We start from the raw sequence: 22,199 nt of genomic DNA on the forward strand, positions 1-22,199 counted from the left end.
TTTTTCAAGGAGGTTAAGCAGAATGGATAACAAAAGTACACACGAATTTGTAGAACAGCTTCATGAAAAACAGGAAAAAGATAAGAAAAATAAAGAACGTCAAGCAACAGGCCAAAAAAGTCAAAGGATGCCTAATAAACAGCATTAATTACGAAAAAGGGCCAAACCTCTCAGCCGCGCATAGGCGGTGTGTGAGGTCTGGCCCTTTTAAATTACTTATTCATGTTTGCAAGAAATCCGCCAAGTAAGTCGTCAATATCCGGCTCGACTTCGTTTTCCTCTTCTTCAATTAACGGCTGCTTTTCTTTTGCACTTTCCCAATCAAACTCACTGAGGTCATCTTCCATGTCACTTAAATCAATAGGGGAGGGCGGGACCTCCTTAGCTACAGCGACCTGCAGATAACTTTCATCTTTTTGAAGTTCCTCGGGAAATACTTCTTCCTGAAGGTATAAAGCTTCATCGATATCGATCGAATGACTATTCAATGAGGCAAGCAGAGAAGTCGAGCGAACCGGGTCAGATATCAGCTGAAAGAGAATACTTCCAAGTAATGCTTCAGAATGTTCATGCTTTAACCAATTCCGCTGGGCTTTCGTTAACTTCTGGGGGAGGGGGATTGTAATTGTCTCCTTTTCCCTCGAAACAGAACTACTCACACCTTGCATCACAAACTCGGCAATTTTACTGGAAAAATTCCTTCTTTCTGTATCCTTCAACTTTTGTAAATGCTTTAAGATATGGTCAGGTGTATCAGAGGGGATACGAAAGGATATTGCTTGACCCCTCTGAACCTCATTTGAGGCTGCTTTTTTCATATAATCACCTTATTTAGCTTTTTACAGGTTCAACTCTAACTGGCTTTTGTTTCTCTGCTTTACGAACAAAGTCGTTGATGAGTTTATAATATGCATTGGCCATCATCCAAATACTCTCTTTCTCATCTTCAAAGAAATCAATATTATAACCGTCTAAATTGTTATTTAACGTTTTAAGATATTCCTTTAAGACATTGGCTCCGCCACCCACAAAGTAGCAAATTTCCGTTTGCGAGTTTCTCTGCCAAACATTACGTAATAAACGATATTGTTTTTTAGCTAAATCAAGCAGGATTCGGTCGGTAATATCATGGACGCTTGTCCGGCTTCCTTTAACCATAATATGATTACGATCGCTTTTCTTAGTGATAATTTCAACCACATCACGGCGGCTATCGAGCTCCACGCCATGCTTTGTTCTAATCTCTTCACGAATGGCTTCTAATGATTCTGAAACCCCTAGATTAAACCCTTGAGCTTTATCATCATCCACATTACGATTTTTGATGACGGCAATATCAGTTGATAATCCGCCGATATCTTGAATTAAGATCCGCTTATCTATAAGTTCCTTGTTGATTATTTTCCCGCTGTTGTCCAAAACAAGGTTAATAAATGCAGCGAATCCTTCAGGATATACTTTTACTTCTTCAAATTTAATATTTACTTTCAATCCTTGGTACTTTGGTGTGACAAGGAATTCAACTTGATGAACGGAACCAACTAATTTCGAGCGATAGCCAGCATCCTTGCCTTCTTTTACTTCACGAAGGGGAAGACCTGTTCCCAATGTATAGTTAGCATCAATCACATTTTTTGTTCGTGGGAAAGCATGTGAATTATTTTCCTTTACTGCGTCTAAAGCTAATGTTGCAAAAAGCATAATTAACGTTTGATCTTCCTCTGACTTGCTGCTGCCAGGGTCTAGTTCAGTGGCATTAATACTTTTAGTAGCTAAATTACCGATACGATAAATTCCATTGTTCTCTTTTAAAGCAGGGGAGTGGACTTTGATGTGAATTCCATCCAATGGATTTTTATTATCAAGTTCTTCAATCCCAATAACAGGTCGATCTTCTGTATCCCTAGCAATAATGTTAGGAATATTCAATTCATAGTCTAGTTCTCCGAAAATGGCCTTAATGGAGTCATTCCCAACATCTATAGCTGCAACTCTGGATTTAGTCATAAACTTCATTCCTTTTCATTTAATAGATTTATTTTTTAAAAGTAGTTATGTAATTCTAGTTACCTCTTAAGGGTATAGAAGATTGATAGATTCTTCAATGATTTATAAGTAAAAAAAATATAACTGTAAAAATGTAAACAACATGTAAACTTCAGAAAGATGTAAACATTATTGTATACAACGATAACAAATTTGTAAACATCGCACAATCCCAAAATGTATACAGTTTTGTATACACGTAAACGCTTCTGTAAACACAAAGTATACAAATTGTAAACAAGTACACATAAACTGCAAACATGTATACTAAAATGTACACAAGTAACCAAATAACGTAAACATGTATTCAAAATTGTATACTTGCCAATGCCCCACTTTCCGATCCACCTTATTTTGATCAATACTTTTCTCAGCAAAAAAGCACACCCTCTAAGGTATGCTTTAACTATTAATTTATCATGAGGGAGGAAGAAGGGCACAGGTCCCCAACTCTTCAAACATCGAACTGGCAACCATATCTTTTCCTACATATAAGCACTACCATTTCTCCTTGTAATTTTACCAGCCCGTCACTACTTCATTTTTACTATTAAGTTTGTATTCCTCTAAAAATTGGAACTATTTGAATCAACAGCCTCATCTATGTCGAGATAATCCCACTGAATGTTGCTGGCAAAAGCTTGAGGATTATTATTCATGTTATATCATCGAGAACGCATCATCTGCCTTCAGAGCTTATCTAGCCAGTCTTCATGAAACGAGAAGTATCCAGACAACAACATTCCCCACCGTCCGCTAGCTAGCCTGTTTTCAGGTATCGCTGTTATCAAGTTTTTGTAAACAACGATATCAAACTTGTATACACTGCGCCATTACGCGATGTGTACGAGTTCGTATACATGTTTACGCCTTTGTAAACACAAAGTATACAAAACGTAAACATGTATACGAAAATGTATGCTTTTCGATATTCCTCCACAGTCCGCTCTCACATAGATTTACGTGCCCCTCCCCTCTTCTAAAATCGTTAACTAAGAAACTATTAAACCAGCCTTCTTGTAAAACATTAATCTATGAATATGTTACCAATTAGCGAAGAATAGTGGATTGTCACTAAGCTTCTGAGGGTAGGTTTTTGCTTGTTTATATCCCTTCAAATACTCACGGCTTCACAGCAAAAAAGCGCCTTCTAGAGGCACTTTAAGCTATCTATTAATCTATGAGGCATTATATCCTGCCAACCTATTTACCCTTCACTCATTGCGCTAGCAACCATGTCAGCACCTACATACAGGTAATACCATTTCTCCTTATAATTCAACCAACCAGTCACTACCGACTCTTGACTGTTAAGTTTGTATTTTTCCTCTAATAAATTGGACCGGTCTGCCGTTACATCCTCATTTTTGTCGAGATAATCCCACTGACTATTGTTGGCAAGAGCCTGAGTATTTTTCAAGACACCAGTATCATTGAGATAGTACCAGAGGCCTTCAGAATTGATCCAGCCCGTTTTCATCAATCCTGTATTATCGAGATAATACAATTCTCCAGCATCCGCTAACCAGCCGGTTTTCATAGCTCCGCTGCTATCAAAATAGTACCGATTTTCGGCGATAGATAACCAACCGGTTTTCATCACACCTTTGTTATCAAGATAATATTCCTTCCCACCGTCTGCGATCCAGCCCGTTCTCATCGTACCTGTATGATCGAAATAATACCTATTTCCACCATCGTCCAGCCAGCCCGTTTTCATTTCACCTTTGTAATCGAGATAATATTTCTTATCACCCTGGGTTATCCATCCGGTTTTCATCACACCAGCGTCATCAAAGAAATACCTTTTTCCTTCTATCGACTGCCAGCCCGTTTTTACTTGGCCATCCACGTAATAATACTTGTTGCCGCTAAGTTCCACCCAACCACTGCCATAACCGTTGGCCTTTGCTATCGAATCAAAGCTGCTGTTTGAATGGGTGATGATTACCAATGTGTAATTATTGACATGGCTATAAAGCCAACGTACTTCCGAATTGTGCATCCGTACACAACCTGAACTTGCATAAGTACCAATCGAATTTTCATTTGCATTCCCATGAATAGCATAGGTGGTACCATAGGTGCCCCGTGCTTCTAATCCCAGCCAACGACTACCAAGCGGGTTGCGAGGATCTCCGCCCGGAATTTTCAATTTATAATAGGGGCGATTAACGATCTTAGTTACAATTCTAAAAGTCCCTTCTGGTGTAAGTGACCTCGATCTTCCAGTAGCAACGCTGAATGTTCTAACTAATTTACCACTATCATAGAATGCAAGGGTATTTGTCTTTTTGTTAATAATAATTAACTGGGACCCACCACTTGCATCTGCTTGGCTCGTAAATAAGAATACACTGAACAGCAAAACAAAAATAATAGATAGTTTTTTCATCGTAATCTCCCCAATTATGTAGTTATTACTAAAAGTAACATATGTAATCAGAATATTTTGTCAAAAATCGGAGATAAAATGGTGATAATTTCCTGCCATTTTAGAAATTTAGTTTGTAAATCTTTCCCTTTTCGACAATTTTCTACTGCAGTTTTTCTAAAAACAATCTATGTCCTTGGCTATTGGTTTACTCGGGTTTGTAGCAGTTCAGTGATATTTAATGCCGTTTCACAAATATTCTCTTTTTCCGCCATTACTTGTTCCTTAATAATGCCTCAGGTTCGTAAACTACATGGCCTATTGAGTAGCTTTTGTAATATTTTAGTGTCAGGCACCGAATACTTGAAAAAAAGGCAGCAGTTGGGTATGGTAAACTTACAATTCTCCACTTAAGGGTGTGTATCATGCGTATTAATAAATTTATTAGCGAGTCTGGCAAGGCATCTAGAAGAGGAGCAGATAAGTTAATTAGTGAAGGAAGAGTTACGATTAATGGAAAAGTTGCGGTGATCGGGAGCCAAGTTGAGCCCGGGGATGATGTCCGTATTAGCGGCAGCCCGATTAAAGTGGCTAAAAACTATGTCTATATCGCTTTAAATAAACCCGTTGGGATTACCAGCACAACGGAAAGACATATAAAGGGAAATATCATTGATTTGGTCAATCATCCCTTACGGATTTTCCATATTGGCCGCTTAGATAAAGAATCAGATGGGTTAATTCTCTTAACGAATGATGGAGATATCGTTAACGAGATTTTGCGTGCCGAAAATAAGCACGAAAAAGAATATATCGTGACAGTCGACAAACCGATCACACCTGAATTTTTAAAGAGGATGGCAGCGGGTGTGGAAATTCTAGATACAAAGACATTACCATGTAAAGTAACGCAATTGTCTAAATATGTATTTCAAATCATCTTAACACAGGGTCTAAATCGGCAAATCCGCCGAATGTGTTCTGCCCTTGGCTATGGAGTTGTCAGGTTGCAGCGGACGCGAATCATGAATATTCATTTAGGCAATCTACCGATCGGACAGTGGCGCGACCTATCTAAGAAAGAACGCAATCAATTGTTTGCAGACTTAAACTATCAGCCGAAAGAATGGTAAAATAGAATTATGTTTTTTATTTGGAAACCTTTGAGGTGGATCATTTGGATATTGGATCGAAAATCCGTGCAATACGAAATAGAAAAAAAATCACCATTGCGCAAATGTGTGAGGGGACTGGACTCTCAAAGGGATTTATCTCAAATGTCGAGAACAATAACACCTCACCATCGATTAGTACTTTGCAAACCATTGCAACCTTTCTTGATATCCCTTTACCTTATTTATTATTAGAAAAGAAGCAGCATATGCGCGTCGTTCGAAAGGCTGAAAGGACTCACTCCTCCTTTAACAATTTGAAGGTTGAGCATCTAACCTCCAAAGGTGGATTAAGAATGATGCTGGTCGAATTCCCTGCTGGTGCTTCCATGGGTGAATTAAATGCCCATGAAGGAGAAGAATGTCATTTGGTTTTGGAGGGAAAAGTCTTGGCCGAACAAGGCGAAGACTCGATGATCATTGACGAAGGCGATTCCTTCAGTTGGAACGCAAGTGTCCCGCATTTCGTAAAAAATATTGGTGATGGTAAAGCAGTTGTGTTAATTTCCATCTATTCTGATAGCGAACTAAATGACATTTTCTAAACACTGTTAGCTTTCCCTTAGAAATTCACAATAAAAAAATGCTGACAAAAAGGAACAACAGATTCCAAATTTGTCAGCATTTTTTTCCTAATCTACTTTTATATCATTGATTACTTCATGTGCTGCCCTCTCACCAGTCTCGACCGCCCCATTTAAATAACCAGGAAACTTAATCGAAGTGTGCTCACCGGCAAAGAGGATATTGCCTTCCCGCTCTCCCAAAATTCCAGCAAATTTCGTATATTGGCCAACTTTCCAATAGGAATAAGCGCCTTTAGTCCATTGGTTACTTAGCCAATGGTCTACGGTTGCTAAACCATTCCATTTATTATTACTTCCAGGCAATGCAGGTTCAAGCTTGTCCAAAAATTCTTTCGTCTTCTCTACTAATTCTCGATCTGTGTAAGCAAGCAGTTGCGCCGCTGTTTCACCTCCTAGGAAGTTAACAAGAATTCCTGAATTACCTGGTTGAGATCGAGAGGATTCAAAGGTCTGTTGATAGCCTGTATCCGCAAATGTTTCACCATTATTTCCGAGCACATTCCAGAACCGATTAACAAATTGTACATGGAGTTTTGTGTTTACCCCCATTCCGAGCTCTTCAATTGCTGTTTCTTTTAACGGACGAAATCTTGCATTCTCATAATCTATCGTTCTTAAAATACTAAAAGGGAGAGCAAGAATAACTTTATCGGCTAAGACCTTCCATTCCTTTTCTTTATTTCGAAAAACGAGCGTTATTTTATTTTGAACGGACTGTTCAATCTTAATCAATTGGGCATTAAATACGATTTGCTCCTTAAGTTTTTTTGCTAATAAAGCAGGGAGCTGGTCATTCCCGCCCCTTATATGAAAGCATTCATCTGAATCACCGTACATTCGAAAGGGCTCATTTTGTGCAAACCCCAACATATAAAGTAGATTTAAGGCACTTTGCTGGTGAGCATCAGCTCCATTTTCAATGGAATAGGCAAGTGCAAGTAATTTACCAAATCTTGAATGGATGCCTTCTTGTACGGTTTCATTGATATAATCGACTATAGACATATGATCAAGCTCAAATCCTCGCTCAGTATAACTATTATAAAGGGTCGTTTCACCCACTGCTTTCAGATCCTTTTGTAGTTTAGGGAGGATTTTTATAAAATCATTAGTTACTTCATCAAAGGAATAAGGGCGTTGATCAAAAAAATAAAATGGTTTGGTGTGAACGGGTTCTGCCATGATTAAATTATCTAATTCTAATCCCAACTCTTTGGCGAGTTCTTGAATTTCGATATGGCAGGTATCTATTAATTCTCCGCCACGCTCGACAATTTGCTCGTCGTTGAAGTACCCTCTTCTTGTCCAACAACGTCCCCCAACCCGATCGGTCGCTTCATAAATAGTTGATGTGATCCCAGCCTGTTTAAGTCGATAAGCACTTGTGAGACCTGCCAATCCCGCTCCTACAATGACGATCTTAGGAGCAGCCTTTCCACCCTCATTCGTATACTTTTGTGGCGTGAGTAGAGCATTCTGTAAATTATTATTATCTAGTGTAATAGCTTGTCCAGTACTTAATGGTTTCTTCAGTTCAGTACCTGCCAACAAAAATGATTTCTGCAGTATACTTGCCAATGGCGTTCGTGCCAAGCAAAACCAGCCCCTTTATGCAAAAATAAAACCATGCTAAATGATCGATTAACTATCGTGTAATAGTAATTACCAATAAAATATGCATGGTCTGTTGATTTGCTTGAGGCAAGAAGCCTGTTTCCAGATTTATTTTTTATCGCTACTTCGATATGGATGTAGCGGCTGCTGTTTAAAAATTGCCTATTACTAAACCCATGTGTCAAAATAGGGAAGAATAGGGAAAAATAGTTTCACTCATTCTGGTAATGTGGTTGGAAGAAATAGTCGAATATCCGCATTACCAATTGACATCGTTCGCCAAGTATAACAAATTGGAGGAAACAAATGATGAGAACCATTAAATTAGGAAGCAGTTCATTAGAGGTGCCTGTCGTAGCAGTTGGCTGTATGCGTATTAACTCGCTAGAAAAAACAGAGGCTGAACGCTTTGTCCAAACTGCTTTAGAAGAAGGGGCTAACTTCTTCGACCATGCGGACATCTATGGCGGCGGAACATGTGAAGAAATTTTTGCAGATGCCATCCACATGAACTCGGAAATTCGTGAAAAAATCATCTTGCAATCCAAATGCGGCATTCGCAAGGGAATGTTTGATTTTTCGAAAGAATATATTTTAGAATCAGTCGACGGAATATTGAAACGGCTGAACACCGAATATCTTGACGTTCTCCTTCTGCATCGCCCGGATGCACTGGTCGAACCTGAAGAGGTGGCAGAGGCCTTTGATAGCCTTGAGAAATCGGGGAAAGTGCGCCATTTTGGTGTCTCCAATCAGAATCCGATGCAGATCCAACTGCTCCAGAAATTTGTGAAGCAGCCACTTGTGGCTAACCAATTGCAATTAAGTATTACCAACGCCAACATGATTTCTAATGGAATCAATGTAAACATGGAAAATGATTCTGCAATTAACCGAGACGGCAGCATCCTCGATTTTTGCAGACTAAATGATATTACCATTCAACCTTGGTCTCCATTCCAATATGGATTCTTTGAAGGAGTATTCCTTGGAAACAACAAATTCCCAGAATTGAATCAGCAGATCGATGAAATTGCCGCCAAATATGAAGTGAGCAACACGACCATCGCTACCGCCTGGCTTTTACGTCATCCTGCCCACATGCAGCCTGTGATCGGAACGATGAATATCGACAGGTTAAAGGACTGCTGTAAGGCAAGCGAAGTTCAGTTAACACGTGAAGAATGGTACCGAATCTATCGTGCAGCAGGCAATATTCTACCGTAAATAAACACATCAAAAAACAAGGCACAGCGAATGTTGTGCCTTGTTTAGATGGGAAATTAGTTTTTAAATCGAAAAATAAATGGTATTTAAGGAAAATAATAGGATAATATAAACTTCAAATTCATTTTATGTAACACTATTGTAAAAATAGAAGTAACGCGCCCAGATAGGACTACTACTGGGTCTTTTTCATTTTAGGAGCCTTGAGGGGTTCTATTTTCAAATTATTAGATGAATTTAGAAATATTATCGCAATAATATTGCCATGGATGTAAACGATTTAACATCTCCCTGTTCTTTGTGTCAGAAAATTCTATGTTACGATGATGAAAACTTAGCAACCAAAGAACATGGAGGGTAAAAGAATGCTTAAAAGAATTATATCAATAATAGCAGTTGCTGTACTCTCAGTAACTGTAAGTGCTAATGTACAAGCCGCAACAGTAACAGTACAAAAAGGGGATACCCTTTGGGATCTATCACGCGCAAATAATACATCTTTAGAAAATATACAAAAGTTGAATCATCTTACTACGGACCTTATTCACCCTGGAGATGTACTAACCATTGCACCGGAAAAACATTATGCTGTTAAACAAGGTGACACTTTATGGGACATATCCACGAATTATCAGGTAACTGTTTCGCAACTTAAAGAATGGAACAAATTAACTACCGATCTCATCCATCCTGGATTAAATCTATTAATCTATGAAGGTTTAAATACGACTAATACTACTGTAGCAGAAAAACAAACGAAGCCTGCTGCACATACAACATCAGCAAAGCCTGCAGCGCAAGCACCAAAGGAAAGTGAACCAGCGGTTGAAGCTGCATCAACTACTAATATAAGTTCAAGGGAAATTACAGTGAAAGCTACAGCCTATACAGCTTCGTGTGAGGGTTGTTCCGGCACTACGGCTACTGGAATTAACCTTATTGATAACCCAAATAAAAAGGTCATCGCCGTTGACCCATCTGTTATACCGCTTGGCAGTAAAGTTTATGTAGAAGGCTATGGTGAAGCAATCGCTGGGGATACAGGTGGAGCCATTAAAGGGAATCGAATTGATGTCTTTATTCCTGCTGAACAAGATGCCATCAATTTTGGGGTAAAACAATTAAAGGTAACCATTTTAAACTAACATACCCGTATGTTAGCCAGAAGATTCAAAGGACCCGAAATATCATTTCGCGGTCCTTTTTCATTTTAGTCATAACGAAGATCAATGATGTCCATTCTTCAATATTAGTTATTAAAGTGCTGGTTAATTGTTTGACATGTATGAAGGAGGGCAGCCGCTAGCTTCTCTTCATTGCCATAAAAACGAATGGAGGGGAGCGGAATCGAGATAGCGCTTAAATTTCCCATTCGATCAAAAATAACTGCGCCCACTGCACAAATTCCTTGAATGTGCTCTTCCCTGGCAAAAGCTACTCCCTGTTTACGAACCACTTCTAATTCCTTTAACAGTTCATACCGGCTTGTAATTGTCTGATCATTGAACGGTTGCATGTCCAACGGTATCAATTTCTCAACCTCAGCTATAGGTAAGGAGGCCAGTATCGCCTTTCCGTTTGCCGTGCAATGTAATGGAAAAGACGCACCAGGTTGTGAAGTTGCTTGCAATGGATGCGGTGCGATTATTTGATCCACAAAAAGCACCTTACTGTTATCTAAAACGGACAGGTCTACCGTTTCATTAACTTGACGTGATAGTTCTATTAAAAATGGCCTGACTTCTTCTCTTAAATCACTCTGGACCGCAGCCGCTAGCAATGAAATCTCTGGCCCAAGACAGAAACCTTCATTAGCGGAAGCTGCTGCAACTAACCTCTCCTGTTCAAGAGCAGTCACAATTCTTTGAACCGTCGATCTGGCCAGACCTACTTCTTTAGCAATTTTCGATAGGCTTAATCCTTTTGGATGGTCTCTAAGAGCCCTTAGTATTTTAGCCGCACGAGAGATCACTTGAATATTGGATGTTTTCGTTTGATCCTGTTTATCGTTGTTCAAAAATATGAACTCCTTCCTCCAATCTATTCATTCTATTATAACTGAAATTGGTCAAATGACATCCAGTTTCTACAAAGGTGGTACTAATATTGTGTCACTGTCCATACAAAAAAACCTATCACATACTGAATCTAATGGCGGATGTGATAGGTTTTTTTAAATTTTTTAATCTAATTGATAATAACTGCAAACCACTTGTCCAACAGCTTTAGCAGCTACTAGGAGTGCATCTTCATCGATATCAAATTTTGGATGATGATTGAAGTAAGGATTTTCTACTCCTTTTGGTGTGCATGCGATGTAAAAGAAGCAGGCAAGGAATTTTTCAGCATAATAAGCAAAGTCTTCGGATGGAGACATAGCCGGAAATTCTTTTACTTCTTTTATATCTTTATCATTCATGCTTCGTAAACTTTCTGCAACCATTGCCGTAAGCTCAGGGTTGTTGTATAAAGGTGGATAATCTGGAGCATAAGTAAGCTCACATGTTACGCCAAATTCTTCTTCAATTCCTTTTACAATCCGTTTAACTTCTTTCTCAATCGTTTCTTTTGTTTCTACTGTCATATACCGAATATCACCTTCAAGTTCGACGCTGTCCTTGATCACGTTGAATGTACCTTTTCCATCAAAAGATCCGATTGTGATCACACCGACATCGAATGGACTTAATCTGCGGCTAACAATGGTTTGAGCAGCTGTAACAAAATGTGCAGCAGCAACAATGGCATCGTTAGCTAAATGAGGAGAGGAACCATGTCCACCTCTTCCTTGAACTTTCAATTTCATGTAAGCTCGTCCATTGAAGGAATACCCCGCATGAAATCCTACTGTTCCCGCAGGTCCCATCGGTAACAAATGAATGCCATAAATGGCATCTAAGTCATCAATCAAGCCAGATTCTACAATACTTTTTGCTCCTCCTGGCGGAACTTCTTCTGCATGTTGGTGAATGATTTTGATGGTACCTGGGATGGAGTCTTTTAATTAAATTAAGCAATCAGCCAAAACTAACAGGTAAGCCGTATGTCCGTCATGTCCGCACGCATGCATGACACCTTCATTCTTTGACTTAAACGGCACATCCGCTTCTTCTGCAATAGGAAGTGCATCAAAATCAGCACGAAGACCAATGGTTTTTCCAGGTTTTCCACCTTTAATCGTTACGATCATACCATAACCATTTCCAACATTCGTTTGAATGTCCACATCTTTCCCTTTATAAAAATCTGCAATGTACTGAGCCGTTTTCACCTCTTTAAAAGAGATCTCAGGATTTTCATGTAAATGGCGGCGGATTTCAATTATTTCTTCCTTACGTGATTCTAACATGCTTATTAATTCACTTTTCATCCTGTTCGTCTCCTTTATAAATCCTATATGCAATAATCTAGAGAACAAACTTACGAGGAGGGAAAAATCTATGTAGATTCAATTAATACGCCAAACACTTGCACTGGTTCCTAATTCTCCTAACCATCATTTAAATAATCCTTTATCTTCATTGCCGGTCAAACTGGCGAACTTGAGTCCTCCCAAACAATAAAAATGTGAACCGTCTTACCGGACATTCCAATCGGCAAGTTTTCATTTATACAACCAGCATGATTAATTCATCTTTTGCCTGGACTTTCCCATCTATGGCTGGGACAACATCAACATATTGATTGGTATTAGTGATGACTACAGGAGTTTTTACATCAAAGCCTGCAGCTTTAATTTTTTCAATGTCAAATTGAATTAGCAAGTCGCCCTTTCTCACTTTATCCCATTGTTTTACTTGAGAAGTGAAAAATTGACCTTTTAAATTAATAGTATCAACCCCAATACAAATTAAGATTTCAGCCCCATCTTCTGATGTAATGCCAATGGCATGCTCGGTTGGAAATAGAGTGGTAACCGTTCCATCAACGGGCGAGATCACTTCGCCGTTTGTGGGTTCAATCGCAATTCCTTTACCTACCGTCTCTGTTGAAAAAAGCGGATCGCTAATTTCACTTAATGGAACAATTCCCCCGCTTAATGGACTTAAAATGGTTTCTCTCTTTACATTCGCTAGTCGAAATTCTTTCACCGTTTTGGCAGGGACTGCGTCGCTTTTCCCTTCATATCCAAATACAAGTGTCAGAACCAATGCGATAACTAAAGCCGTTAAAGTCCCCATTAAATATAGTCCGATTGGTGTAAATACAGGAATCGACAAGAAACTTGGGAGAGCAAATGCCGTCCCTTTTACTTCAAATGCCCCATTTATCGCTCCGCCAATAGCTCCGGCTATTGCAACAAAAAGCATCGTTCGTTTGTAACGTACTAGGATACCGTATGTGATGATTTCTGTTGTACCTGCCAAGGCACTAGGGATAAGCCCTGATCCAGCTAGCGTTTTCAAATTTTTATCTCTCGTTTTAAAGAACACCCCAAGACCCATCCCGATTTGAGCGAAAGGAGCTGCTGATATCATCGCACTAAGCGGATCACCGCCAGTCGCAAGATTTGCAATAAATATTGGAATTATGGCCCAGTGGAGGCCTAATATAGTCAGGAATGACCATGCAGCTCCCATCACCGCTCCAGTTAACATTCCACTTTTTGAACTTAAAAATTTGATAACCACTGCTAAGGCCCCGCCCACATATGTACCAAAAGGACCAAATACGAGTACGGTTAAAGGAACAATCACCATTAATGAGATAAGTGGATTTAGAAACATTTGTAAGTCTTTATAAATTACTTTTTTCAAAAACTTATCTAATACGGAATATATGGAAACAGCCATTAATATTGGAAAAACGGTTGAAGAATAATTTGCTAATATAACCGGAATCCCCAAGAAATCTACGTTTTGAGCATTTGCTTCAACTAAACCCGTATAATGCGGTTCCAAAAGTGCTGCACCGATCGCACCACCAACATAGCCGTTGGCTCCCAGTTTTAAGGCTAATGTAATCCCTAGAAAAACTGGGAAGAAATAAAAAACAGCATGTCCAGCTGCAGAAAGAATGGCATAGGTTCCGCTTTTAGCAGATAACCATCCTAATGTCGATAAGATGGATAATAAGGCTGAAATTAATCCGGATCCAGCAAGTACCCCTAAAATAGGCGCGAAGCTTCCACTGATTGCTCCTAAAATTTTATTCATGACCGTTTCTTTTTTTTCTATAGAAGCATCATTCGTATTAATCGCATTCATTTTTTTGATCTCCTTGTTTGAAATTTCACCTTAGATAAAACGATTTTTTATAAGCAGAAACCTTATCTTATGATTTCCGAAAAGGTAGAATTCAAACGAAGATAATCCTTTTTTGAAAATTTTTTAAATATATAAAAGAACCTCTCTTTACCAAACGAGAGGCTCAAATTTTCGCAGTTATTTATCGCTGGGTGTGCATCTTACGAAGAAAATTCTAAGCACATTATTGTTCCATTATGGGTAGCGATAGAGACTTTTGATTTAGGTACGCTTCAAAGAATTTGTCATTATGCTAGTAGAAAAATAAAAGTATGAGAGAAAGTAAAGTTCCCCTTGCTTCTCACTCAGGTAACATTCTCCTTAGAAGGATCAGTCAACTTCAATTGTAGCATTCATTTTAGTAACCTCTTTAATAGCTTCTTTCATCCCATCATTTTCAATTTTAATGAGATAATTCGTCACAGCCTCTGTTAACATTGGCACATTATTTAGGTCCATACCCCAAACTTTTTCATATGCAAGTACAGATGTAACAATTTGTTTTATACCACTCTCTGTATTGTCATAGTTTTCCCATAAGGATTTATATAAATCTAAAATATCTTGATCATCCTGCAGTTGTATTTCTTCTTCCCCTCTTTTTCCTTTGTAGAAACTAATTAAGGCGCTAAGGGAGAATGTTAATTTTTTTGGAAGTTCCTTCTTCTTGTCCAGATATTCGAGCAAAGACGGTAAATCCCTTGTTTTAAACTTAGACATTGAGTTTAAGGCAATACTAGTTAAATAGTGATTTACAAATGGATTCATAAACCTTTCAAGCACAGCTTCTGCAAAAAGCTTCAATTCTTGTTCCGGTAAATCTAAAACAGGAATAATTTCTTCATAAATTAACTCTTCCACAAACTTCTTTGTTATTTCATTTGTAACGGCTTCACCCACTGTGTCTAATCCGTATAAATAAGCGACAGGAGTCATGGCAGAATGAGCACCATTTAGAATCCTGACTTTTCTTGATCGATATGGAGTCATATCGCTGACGAATTTAACATCAAGACCTGCTTTATCAGTTGGAAACTCCTCTTTAATCCAATCTGGACCTTCAATGACCCATAAGTGGAATTGTTCTCCTACGACAACAAGATCATCTTTATATCCTAATTCTTCCGTGATTTCATTAATGGTATCTCTTGGATAACCGGTAACAATTCGATCGACAAGGCTGCAGCAGAATGCATTGGCTTCATGAACCCAATTAACAAATTCTTCTCCCAAATTCCATAGTGCCGCATGTTGAAGGACGATTTTCTTCAGTTTTTCGCCATTTCGATCAATTAACTCACAAGGAATAATGATAAATCCTTTGTTTGTATCGCCATCGAATGCTTTAAATCGGTGGTATAAAAGAGCAGTTAATCTACCCGGATAACTTTTCTGCGGTTGATCTTCCAATTTATCATTTTCCTCAAAATAAATTCCAGCCTCGGTTGTGTTGGAAATGATAAATCTTAATTCAGGGTTTTCTGCCAGCTCTAAATACTGGGAGTAATCCGTATAAGTGTTAATTCCCCTGCTGATACAATTGATCACGCTATGCTCTCTAACAGCCTGCTTATTCTTGATTCCTTGCAGGTAAAGTGTGTATAACCCGTCTTGTTCATTTAATTTATGAACCGTTCCATGTTCTCTTGGTTGAACGACTACTACACTGCCATTAAAATTTGCTTCTTTATTCATTTTGTCTATTTTCCAATCAACAAAGGCCCTTAAAAAATTTCCCTCACCAAACTGTATTACCTTTTCTGGATATTCCCTGTAATCAGCCCATGTTTCCTTTGTTAATTTTTGCATGTTATAAAGCCTCCTCTTAAATCTCTATGAAAACGTTAACATGTTTACAAAAACATTGTATCATCAATAAACGGAATAAAAATCACAGTTTTTGCTATATTTATACCTTATTTTGATACTAAAACACCACAGGATATTTTGATCCTGTGGTGTTTTGCTTTTTAAATGTTAGGAGTGTGGAACATTTTATTTTCTTTTCGATAATTAGCAGGAGTCATATCCATATATTTTTTAAAGATTCTATGAAAATGAGTCATGCTTTCAAATCCACATTCTTCGGCAATAAAGGAAACTGTATGATTCGTTTCCAATAAAAGTTCTTTGGCTTTAATGACTCTTTTATTATTTATATACACGGTCAATCCCATTCCGGTTATTTGTTTAAATACTCTACTAAAATGAGAGGTACTGACAAGGGCCTCTTTAGCAAGTTCGGTCAGGGCTAATTGATGACTTAAATTTTGATTAATATAGACTAAAATTTCTTTGACCCAATCTGGTCCATAGGTATTCGTTTCGATTAAGTGCTGTTTATTATCCGTGTGGGCACGATATAAGTCAAGTATGATCTGATGAACGAATAGCAATGAGGCATGTCTAGATCCCAGTTCATTTTTTACCGTTTCTTGAAAAATATTTAAGAGTTGTTCTTCCATCTTCTTTTGATTCTCTAGTTCCAGGGATATTTTATAAGTTTTCATTTTTTTTGCCATATCAAACAAATTTAAATAAGAGAAAGAATCATCAAGTAAGACATTATAAATTAATGTTGGGCTGAAAAAAATAATGGTCGATGTTATAGGTTCATCCTTGTCAGGCATGGCACGATGAATGATATTGTTCGGGATAAGGAATACATCACCTTGTTTCATGTCATAAAAAATATCATCGATGAAAAAAGTCCCTTTTCCACTATATACATAAACAATTTCATAATAATCGTGAATATGGTCAGCCAGTTCTTTTTGTGGACTTTTGGTATCTTGATAAATAAAAGAAAAAGGAAACAGTAAGTTACTGTTTGAAATTTTTGTTATCGTTTTCATATAGCTCATCACCCAATTGTATCTTATATCAAAAAAAGGTATAAATGAAGCAAAAAATGTAATTTTCATTTCAAATATTGATGGTAAGATTAAGGAAATTGAAATTGTAAGGGTTTTCTTTTGTTATATGTTCGTTAATATGACGAACGATTGTTAATACATTGTACTAACAATTAAAAAGGTTGGAGGAAATGAAATGAATAATGTAGTTCAATTGAATGCAAAAGATGACGTTGTTATTTCATTGCAAGAAATCCGTAAAGGGGAAAACATTCAGATTCAAACGGAAGAAAATGAAATACTAAATATCAATGTTTTAGAGGATATTCCAAAAGGGCATAAAATTTTAATCCGCCCTGTAAATAAAGGGGAGGATGTTCTCAAGTTTGGTTATTCAATTGGTAAGGCAAAGAGGAACATTTCTGTTGGGGAATGGGTACATACCCACAATCTGGAGACTGGTTTAAAGGGAATCTTGGATTATACCTATCAACCTATCAGCCAACAGGAAGTCAAAAAAGAATCGGAGCATACATTCCAGGGATATCTTCGTGAAAACGGGGAAGCTGGAATCCGCAATGAAATCTGGATTATCAATACGGTAGGCTGCATCAATAAAACATGTGAATTACTCGCCAAAATGGCTAGTGAAAAGTTTAAGGATCGCGGAGTGGATGGAATCTATCATTTCTCCCATCCATTCGGATGTTCCCAATTAGGGGATGATTTGTCTAATACACAAAAGCTGTTAGCTGCTTTGGCCCAACATCCAAATGCAGCCAGTGTCTTGATTGTTGGGCTGGGATGCGAAAATAACCAAATTGAATCTTTTAAAGAGGTTATTGGTGAATATCCTCCAAATCGCATGAAGTTCATGAAGTCCCAGGAAGTGGAAGATGAATTAGAGACTGGTTTAAGTTTAATTGAAGAATTAGTGGAGTATGCAGAACAATTTAAACGCCAGCCAGTACCCGTTTCAAAGCTAAAAGTAGGACTGAAATGCGGCGGTTCTGATGGCTTTTCTGGTATTACAGCCAATCCTTTAGTTGGGGCAGTATCTGATTTAATTGTTGCAGATGGTGGAACAACAATTTTGACAGAAGTCCCTGAGATGTTTGGGGCGGAAACAATATTGATGAACCGAGCGGAAAATGAGGAAATCTTCAATAAGATTGTTCACTTAGTAAATGATTTTAAAGAATATTTTATTCGTCATGATCAGGTCATTTATGAAAATCCATCACCTGGAAATAAAGCAGGCGGGATTAGTACACTCGAGGAAAAATCGCTTGGTTGTACTCAAAAAGGGGGACACGCTGTCGTTGTCGATGTAAATCCTTATGGTGAACGAGTAGCAAAACCTGGATTGAATTTAATCAACGCGCCCGGAAATGATCTTGTCTCTGTTACAGCATTGGCTGCAGCTGGGGCTCATATAGTATTATTCACGACGGGTAGGGGAACACCATTTGGTGGACCGGTACCAACAGTAAAATTAGCGACAAATTCTGATTTAGCCAAACGCAAAAAGAATTGGATTGACTATAATGCTGGACAGTTGATCGAGGGAAAAACTATGGATGAACTGAAAGTTGATTTATTCCGATATATTCTGGATCTCGCATCAGGAGAGAAGAAGACCAATAATGAGAGGTTTGGATTTAGAGAAATTAGTATTTTCAAAGACGGTGTAATTCTATAAATAATAGATTGGAAAAAATTTAAGATTTTTATAGTTAAAATAATTAGATAAATTGAAGGAGTGAAAGTCCAATGAAAAGTATTGTCTGTGAACAACCAAATCAATTTAACATGGTTGAAGTTGAACGGCCTGGGCTTAAAACGGGAGAAGCTTTAGTCCGCATCCGCCGCATTGGTATTTGCGGGACTGATTACCATGCGTACAGAGGAAACCAGCCTTTTTTCAGCTATCCTCGTACACTCGGTCATGAACTTTCTGGTGAAATTGAATCGATCGGTGAGAACCCTGCTTGCTTAAAGGCAGGGGATCAAGTATCAGTCATTCCGTACATGGAATGTGGTGAATGTATTGCATGCAGAAATGGAAAAACGAATTGCTGTACAGATATGAAAGTCTTGGGTGTTCACATTGAAGGCGGAATGAGTGAATGGATTTCGGTTCCTTACAATCATTTAGTTAAAACAAATGGGCTTACACTAGACCAATCTGCTATGATAGAACCTTTAAGTATAGGAGCACATGCAATTAGACGTGCTGCACTTAAACAGGGGGAATATGTTCTTGTAATCGGTGCAGGTCCAATTGGTTTAGGTGTCATGGCTTTTGCCAAGCAAGAGGGAGCAAATGTAATTGCAATGGATGTAAACGAAGAACGTTTGGAGTATTGTCGTAAATGGGCCAAAGTGGATTATACTGTAAACGCCTTGGAAAACCCGATTGAGAATTTAAAGGAAATTACCAATAGAGAAATGCCAACAGTTGTATTTGATGCAACAGGTAATGCTAAATCTATGTCTGATGCGTTTAACTATCCAGCTCACGGCGGAAAATTAATCTATGTTGGTTTAACCAAGGGTAATATTTTGTTCGATGACCCTGATTTCCATAAAAAAGAACTTACATTAATGGGAAGCCGCAATGCTACTCGGGAAGATTTTGAATATGTGGTGAAGACAATACAAACTGGCGGTGTAGATATTGATACGTACATTACACACCGTGCTAGCTTTGATAAGATGATCAATCAATTTGAAGAGTGGTTAACCCCAGAGGCCAAAGTAATTAAAGCTATTGTTGAAGTGTAAAAGGTGATCTGGGGGTGCAAATGATTCCCATAAGGAATGATTTGCACATGATCAAGTAAATTAGGTAATCATTTAAAAGAATAAGTGGAAATTAATTAGATATTACGAGAAAGCGTTAACAAAATTTTAGGGGGTAAATCAATGTTATCAAAAATGTTCACAAAAGATAAATTACCTGTAATGATTTTATTATTCATAGCTGGCGTAATCAATTATTTAGACCGTTCTGCATTGTCCATTGGTGCTCCATTTATTAAGGAAGATTTATCATTATCAGCAACACAAATGGGAATCATTTTTAGTAGTTTTTCTGTTGGATATGCCATTTTCAACTTTATTGGGGGAATGGCTTCTGATAAATACGGTGCGAAACTTACTTTGTTTGTTGCCATGATCGTTTGGTCATTATTTAGTGGTGCTATTGCATTAGCCGTTGGATTTACAAGTTTAATTGTCATTCGTGTTTTATTTGGAATGGGTGAGGGCCCGCTTTCGGCAACCATCAGTAAAATGGTCAATAACTGGTTCCCAGCTGACCAACGTGCGTCTGCTGTTGGTTTAACGAATAGTGGCACACCTCTTGGTGGAGCCATTTCAGGACCAATTGTAGGCTTTATCGCCATTACATTCAGCTGGAAGATATCCTTCCTTTTTATTATGGTTTTAGGTCTTGTTTGGGCAATATTTTGGTGGAAATTTGTTAAAGAAAAACCTGCTGCTTCTGCGGAAAAGTCAACTGTTGTAAAAAACAACAAGGTTCCACAACAAAAACGTCCATTAACCTTTTATTTGAAACAAAAAACAGTATTATTCACAGCATTTGCATTCTTTTCCTATAACTACATTTTATTCTTCTTCTTAACTTGGTTTCCAAGTTATTTGATAGATGCTCGTCACATGGATGTTAAGGAAATGAGTGTTATAACCATGATTCCATGGGTTGTCGGATTTATTGGACTAGCCTCTGGCGGATTTGTTTCAGATTTTGTTTTCAAAAAATTTACAAATAAAGGTGTATTGTTCTCAAGAAAAGTTGTGCTTGTAACTTGTCTATTTACTTCAGCTGTTTGTATCGGAGGGGCTGGTCTTGTAACAACAACAGTCAGTGCGGTAACATTGGTTGCGTTTTCAGTATTTTTCCTATATTTGACAGGGGCAATATACTGGGCAATCGTCCAGGATGTTGTTGAGCAAAGCAGTGTTGGATCTGTAGGTGGATTTATGCACTTTTTAGCGAACACAGCTGGAATTATAGGACCGGCTTTAACTGGATACCTTGTTGATAGATCCGGTTCATTTACATCTGCGTTTTTATTGGCAGGCGGATTGGCAATCTTTGCTTCCTTATCTGTAATCCGTTTTGTTCGTCCCATTAAGTATCCCAGCACTAACACGAAATCCGTAAAAATGACTGTTTAAATTTTATAGTTTTAGTTTCTATCTTTTTGAAATTAAGCGCTTTAATGTTTTAGAGGATGACTCAACCGGTTAATAAAACGGCCTGAGTCATCTCTTTTTGTTTGTAGTTTAATCTATCTTACTCACCTAGTTAAGAAGTAAAATAATCTGAATACAGTTCAATTAATTTTGGTAAATCGTCTTTTTTATGAAAATGGTGTCGCAATAATTCCTCTGTTTTCACTTCATTATTGGAGGAAATGGCGTCAAAAATGTTTTGATGTTGACTTACCACATTTTCCATATGGTTAGGTGTCGTAGACTCTAAATAGCGCACCCGGTTCAAATGACCTCTCATTTGTGTAACAACAGAAATTAATGTTTGGTTTTCCATTAGTTCCAAAAAAACGGAATGAAATAAATCGTCTAACTGCAAGAATTGAATATATTCTCCCTTTGTAGCTGCTATATGTTGTTTTTCTAATAATTCAATAGCTTTTTTTTGACTTTCTTTATAACGTAAATCATCGGAATTCCAGTTTCTGGCTACAGATTTCAAGGCACTTATTTCTAAACTTTCCCTTACAAACCTGTTTTCTTCAAATTTCTTTACTGATATTAATGCAACTCGTGCACCTCGCTGTGGAATTATATCAAGTAATTCATCATGCAGAAGCATTAAAAAAGCTTCACGAATAGGTGTACGACTTACTCCTAAAGTAGCAGCCAGTTCACTTTCAGACAACATTTGTCCTGGCTTAAAGTTTAACGTAATAATTTCTCCCCGGATTTTAGTATAGGCTTTTTTTCCAAGTGTTTTTCTGTCATTTGTAGTGATACTATTAAGACTCAATATAAAACCCCTTTATTCTTTTGTTATTTAGTATACTTAT

Annotated in this window: 17 protein-coding genes and 1 pseudogene; 8 read left to right on the forward strand and 10 right to left on the reverse strand. The window is 37.9% G+C overall.

Annotated elements, in window-relative coordinates; translation table 11 throughout:
• Positions 1-22: 22 nt before the first annotated feature.
• Complete coding sequence (locus J7E77_RS17940) at positions 23-148, forward strand: DUF4023 domain-containing protein (RefSeq protein WP_214716164.1); 126 nt, start codon at positions 23-25, stop codon at positions 146-148.
• A 64-nt stretch (positions 149-212) separates the two neighbouring features.
• Here J7E77_RS17940 and J7E77_RS17945 read toward each other — a convergent pair whose 3' ends face one another.
• The 3 genes from J7E77_RS17945 to J7E77_RS17955 form a co-directional block, all read right to left on the reverse strand.
• Positions 213-818: a hypothetical protein gene (locus tag J7E77_RS17945; RefSeq protein WP_214716165.1), complete on the reverse strand. Its 606-nt coding sequence runs from the start codon at positions 816-818 to the stop codon at positions 213-215.
• A gap of 13 nt (positions 819-831) precedes the next feature.
• Complete coding sequence (locus tag J7E77_RS17950) at positions 832-2,007, reverse strand: ParM/StbA family protein (RefSeq protein WP_214716166.1); 1,176 nt, start codon at positions 2,005-2,007, stop codon at positions 832-834.
• A 1,246-nt stretch (positions 2,008-3,253) separates the two neighbouring features.
• Entirely contained in the window at positions 3,254-4,441 is a 1,188-nt protein-coding gene (locus tag J7E77_RS17955) for a L,D-transpeptidase family protein (protein WP_214716167.1), read from the reverse strand.
• A gap of 404 nt (positions 4,442-4,845) precedes the next feature.
• Here J7E77_RS17955 and rluF point away from each other — a divergent pair, with 404 nt between their 5' ends.
• Both rluF and J7E77_RS17965 read left to right on the forward strand, forming a co-directional pair.
• Complete coding sequence (gene rluF, locus J7E77_RS17960) at positions 4,846-5,553, forward strand: 23S rRNA pseudouridine(2604) synthase RluF (RefSeq protein WP_168241370.1); 708 nt, start codon at positions 4,846-4,848, stop codon at positions 5,551-5,553.
• Between the two features lie 44 nt (positions 5,554-5,597).
• Complete coding sequence (locus J7E77_RS17965; RefSeq protein WP_214716169.1) at positions 5,598-6,137, forward strand: helix-turn-helix domain-containing protein; 540 nt, start codon at positions 5,598-5,600, stop codon at positions 6,135-6,137.
• Between the two features lie 87 nt (positions 6,138-6,224).
• On the opposite strand, the gene J7E77_RS17970 is transcribed toward J7E77_RS17965, so the two are convergent.
• Positions 6,225-7,772 carry a flavin monoamine oxidase family protein gene (locus tag J7E77_RS17970; RefSeq protein WP_214716171.1) on the reverse strand — a complete coding sequence of 516 codons (1,548 nt, stop codon included), beginning with the start codon at positions 7,770-7,772 and terminating at the stop codon, positions 6,225-6,227.
• A 330-nt stretch (positions 7,773-8,102) separates the two neighbouring features.
• On the opposite strand from J7E77_RS17970, the gene J7E77_RS17975 reads away from it, so the two are divergent.
• Positions 8,103-9,020, forward strand: a complete 918-nt coding sequence (locus tag J7E77_RS17975) for an aldo/keto reductase (RefSeq protein ID WP_214716279.1) — start codon at positions 8,103-8,105, stop codon at positions 9,018-9,020.
• Positions 9,021-9,385: 365 nt separating this feature from the next.
• Entirely contained in the window at positions 9,386-10,165 is a 780-nt protein-coding gene (locus J7E77_RS17980; RefSeq protein WP_214716173.1) for a LysM peptidoglycan-binding and 3D domain-containing protein, read from the forward strand.
• Positions 10,166-10,269: 104 nt separating this feature from the next.
• On the opposite strand, the gene J7E77_RS17985 is transcribed toward J7E77_RS17980, so the two are convergent.
• The 5 genes and pseudogenes from J7E77_RS17985 to J7E77_RS18005 form a co-directional block, all read right to left on the reverse strand.
• Positions 10,270-11,037: an IclR family transcriptional regulator gene (locus tag J7E77_RS17985; protein WP_214716175.1), complete on the reverse strand. Its 768-nt coding sequence runs from the start codon at positions 11,035-11,037 to the stop codon at positions 10,270-10,272.
• A 165-nt stretch (positions 11,038-11,202) separates the two neighbouring features.
• Positions 11,203-12,390 (reverse strand): annotated as a pseudogene (locus J7E77_RS17990) (amidohydrolase).
• Positions 12,391-12,628: 238 nt separating this feature from the next.
• Positions 12,629-14,227 (reverse strand): glucose PTS transporter subunit IIA, encoded by a 1,599-nt coding sequence (locus tag J7E77_RS17995; RefSeq protein ID WP_214716177.1) that lies wholly within the window; start codon positions 14,225-14,227, stop codon positions 12,629-12,631.
• A gap of 369 nt (positions 14,228-14,596) precedes the next feature.
• A complete protein-coding gene (locus J7E77_RS18000) occupies positions 14,597-16,075 on the reverse strand; it encodes a tagaturonate reductase (RefSeq protein WP_214716179.1) in 1,479 nt (492 codons plus the stop codon).
• A 161-nt stretch (positions 16,076-16,236) separates the two neighbouring features.
• Positions 16,237-17,121 (reverse strand): AraC family transcriptional regulator, encoded by an 885-nt coding sequence (locus J7E77_RS18005; RefSeq protein WP_214716181.1) that lies wholly within the window; start codon positions 17,119-17,121, stop codon positions 16,237-16,239.
• Between the two features lie 196 nt (positions 17,122-17,317).
• Between J7E77_RS18005 and J7E77_RS18010 the strand changes: the two genes are divergently transcribed.
• The 3 genes from J7E77_RS18010 to J7E77_RS18020 all read left to right on the forward strand — a co-directional run bounded on the left by J7E77_RS18010 (position 17,318) and on the right by J7E77_RS18020 (position 21,327).
• Positions 17,318-18,823, forward strand: coding sequence for a UxaA family hydrolase (locus J7E77_RS18010; protein ID WP_214716183.1), 1,506 nt, complete (start codon positions 17,318-17,320; stop codon positions 18,821-18,823).
• A 71-nt stretch (positions 18,824-18,894) separates the two neighbouring features.
• Entirely contained in the window at positions 18,895-19,908 is a 1,014-nt protein-coding gene (locus J7E77_RS18015; RefSeq protein ID WP_214716184.1) for a zinc-binding alcohol dehydrogenase family protein, read from the forward strand.
• 153 nt (positions 19,909-20,061) lie between these two features.
• The gene (locus J7E77_RS18020) at positions 20,062-21,327 is read left to right on the forward strand and encodes an MFS transporter (RefSeq protein ID WP_214716281.1); all 1,266 of its coding nucleotides are present in this window, start codon (positions 20,062-20,064) and stop codon (positions 21,325-21,327) included.
• A gap of 130 nt (positions 21,328-21,457) precedes the next feature.
• Here J7E77_RS18020 and J7E77_RS18025 read toward each other — a convergent pair whose 3' ends face one another.
• Positions 21,458-22,159, reverse strand: coding sequence for a GntR family transcriptional regulator (locus J7E77_RS18025; RefSeq protein ID WP_214716185.1), 702 nt, complete (start codon positions 22,157-22,159; stop codon positions 21,458-21,460).
• Between the last annotated feature and the right edge of the window lie 40 nt (positions 22,160-22,199).

The sequence above is a fragment of the Bacillus sp. ISL-77 genome (assembly GCF_018613105.1).

Excerpts from the sequence above, each read along its gene's own strand:
- J7E77_RS17940 (WP_214716164.1), top strand. The coding sequence starts at position 23 with ATGGATAACAAAAGTACACACGAATTTGTAGAACAGCTTCATGAAAAA.
- J7E77_RS17945 (WP_214716165.1), bottom strand. The coding sequence starts at position 818 with ATGAAAAAAGCAGCCTCAAATGAGGTTCAGAGGGGTCAAGCAATATCC.
- J7E77_RS17950 (WP_214716166.1), bottom strand. The coding sequence starts at position 2,007 with ATGACTAAATCCAGAGTTGCAGCTATAGATGTTGGGAATGACTCCATT.
- J7E77_RS17955 (WP_214716167.1), bottom strand. The coding sequence starts at position 4,441 with ATGAAAAAACTATCTATTATTTTTGTTTTGCTGTTCAGTGTATTCTTA.
- rluF (WP_168241370.1), top strand. The coding sequence starts at position 4,846 with ATGCGTATTAATAAATTTATTAGCGAGTCTGGCAAGGCATCTAGAAGA.
- J7E77_RS17975 (WP_214716279.1), top strand. The coding sequence starts at position 8,103 with ATGAGAACCATTAAATTAGGAAGCAGTTCATTAGAGGTGCCTGTCGTA.
- J7E77_RS17980 (WP_214716173.1), top strand. The coding sequence starts at position 9,386 with ATGCTTAAAAGAATTATATCAATAATAGCAGTTGCTGTACTCTCAGTA.
- J7E77_RS17995 (WP_214716177.1), bottom strand. The coding sequence starts at position 14,227 with ATGAATGCGATTAATACGAATGATGCTTCTATAGAAAAAAAAGAAACG.
- J7E77_RS18000 (WP_214716179.1), bottom strand. The coding sequence starts at position 16,075 with ATGCAAAAATTAACAAAGGAAACATGGGCTGATTACAGGGAATATCCA.
- J7E77_RS18005 (WP_214716181.1), bottom strand. The coding sequence starts at position 17,121 with ATGAAAACGATAACAAAAATTTCAAACAGTAACTTACTGTTTCCTTTT.
- J7E77_RS18010 (WP_214716183.1), top strand. The coding sequence starts at position 17,318 with ATGAATAATGTAGTTCAATTGAATGCAAAAGATGACGTTGTTATTTCA.
- J7E77_RS18015 (WP_214716184.1), top strand. The coding sequence starts at position 18,895 with ATGAAAAGTATTGTCTGTGAACAACCAAATCAATTTAACATGGTTGAA.
- J7E77_RS18020 (WP_214716281.1), top strand. The coding sequence starts at position 20,062 with ATGTTCACAAAAGATAAATTACCTGTAATGATTTTATTATTCATAGCT.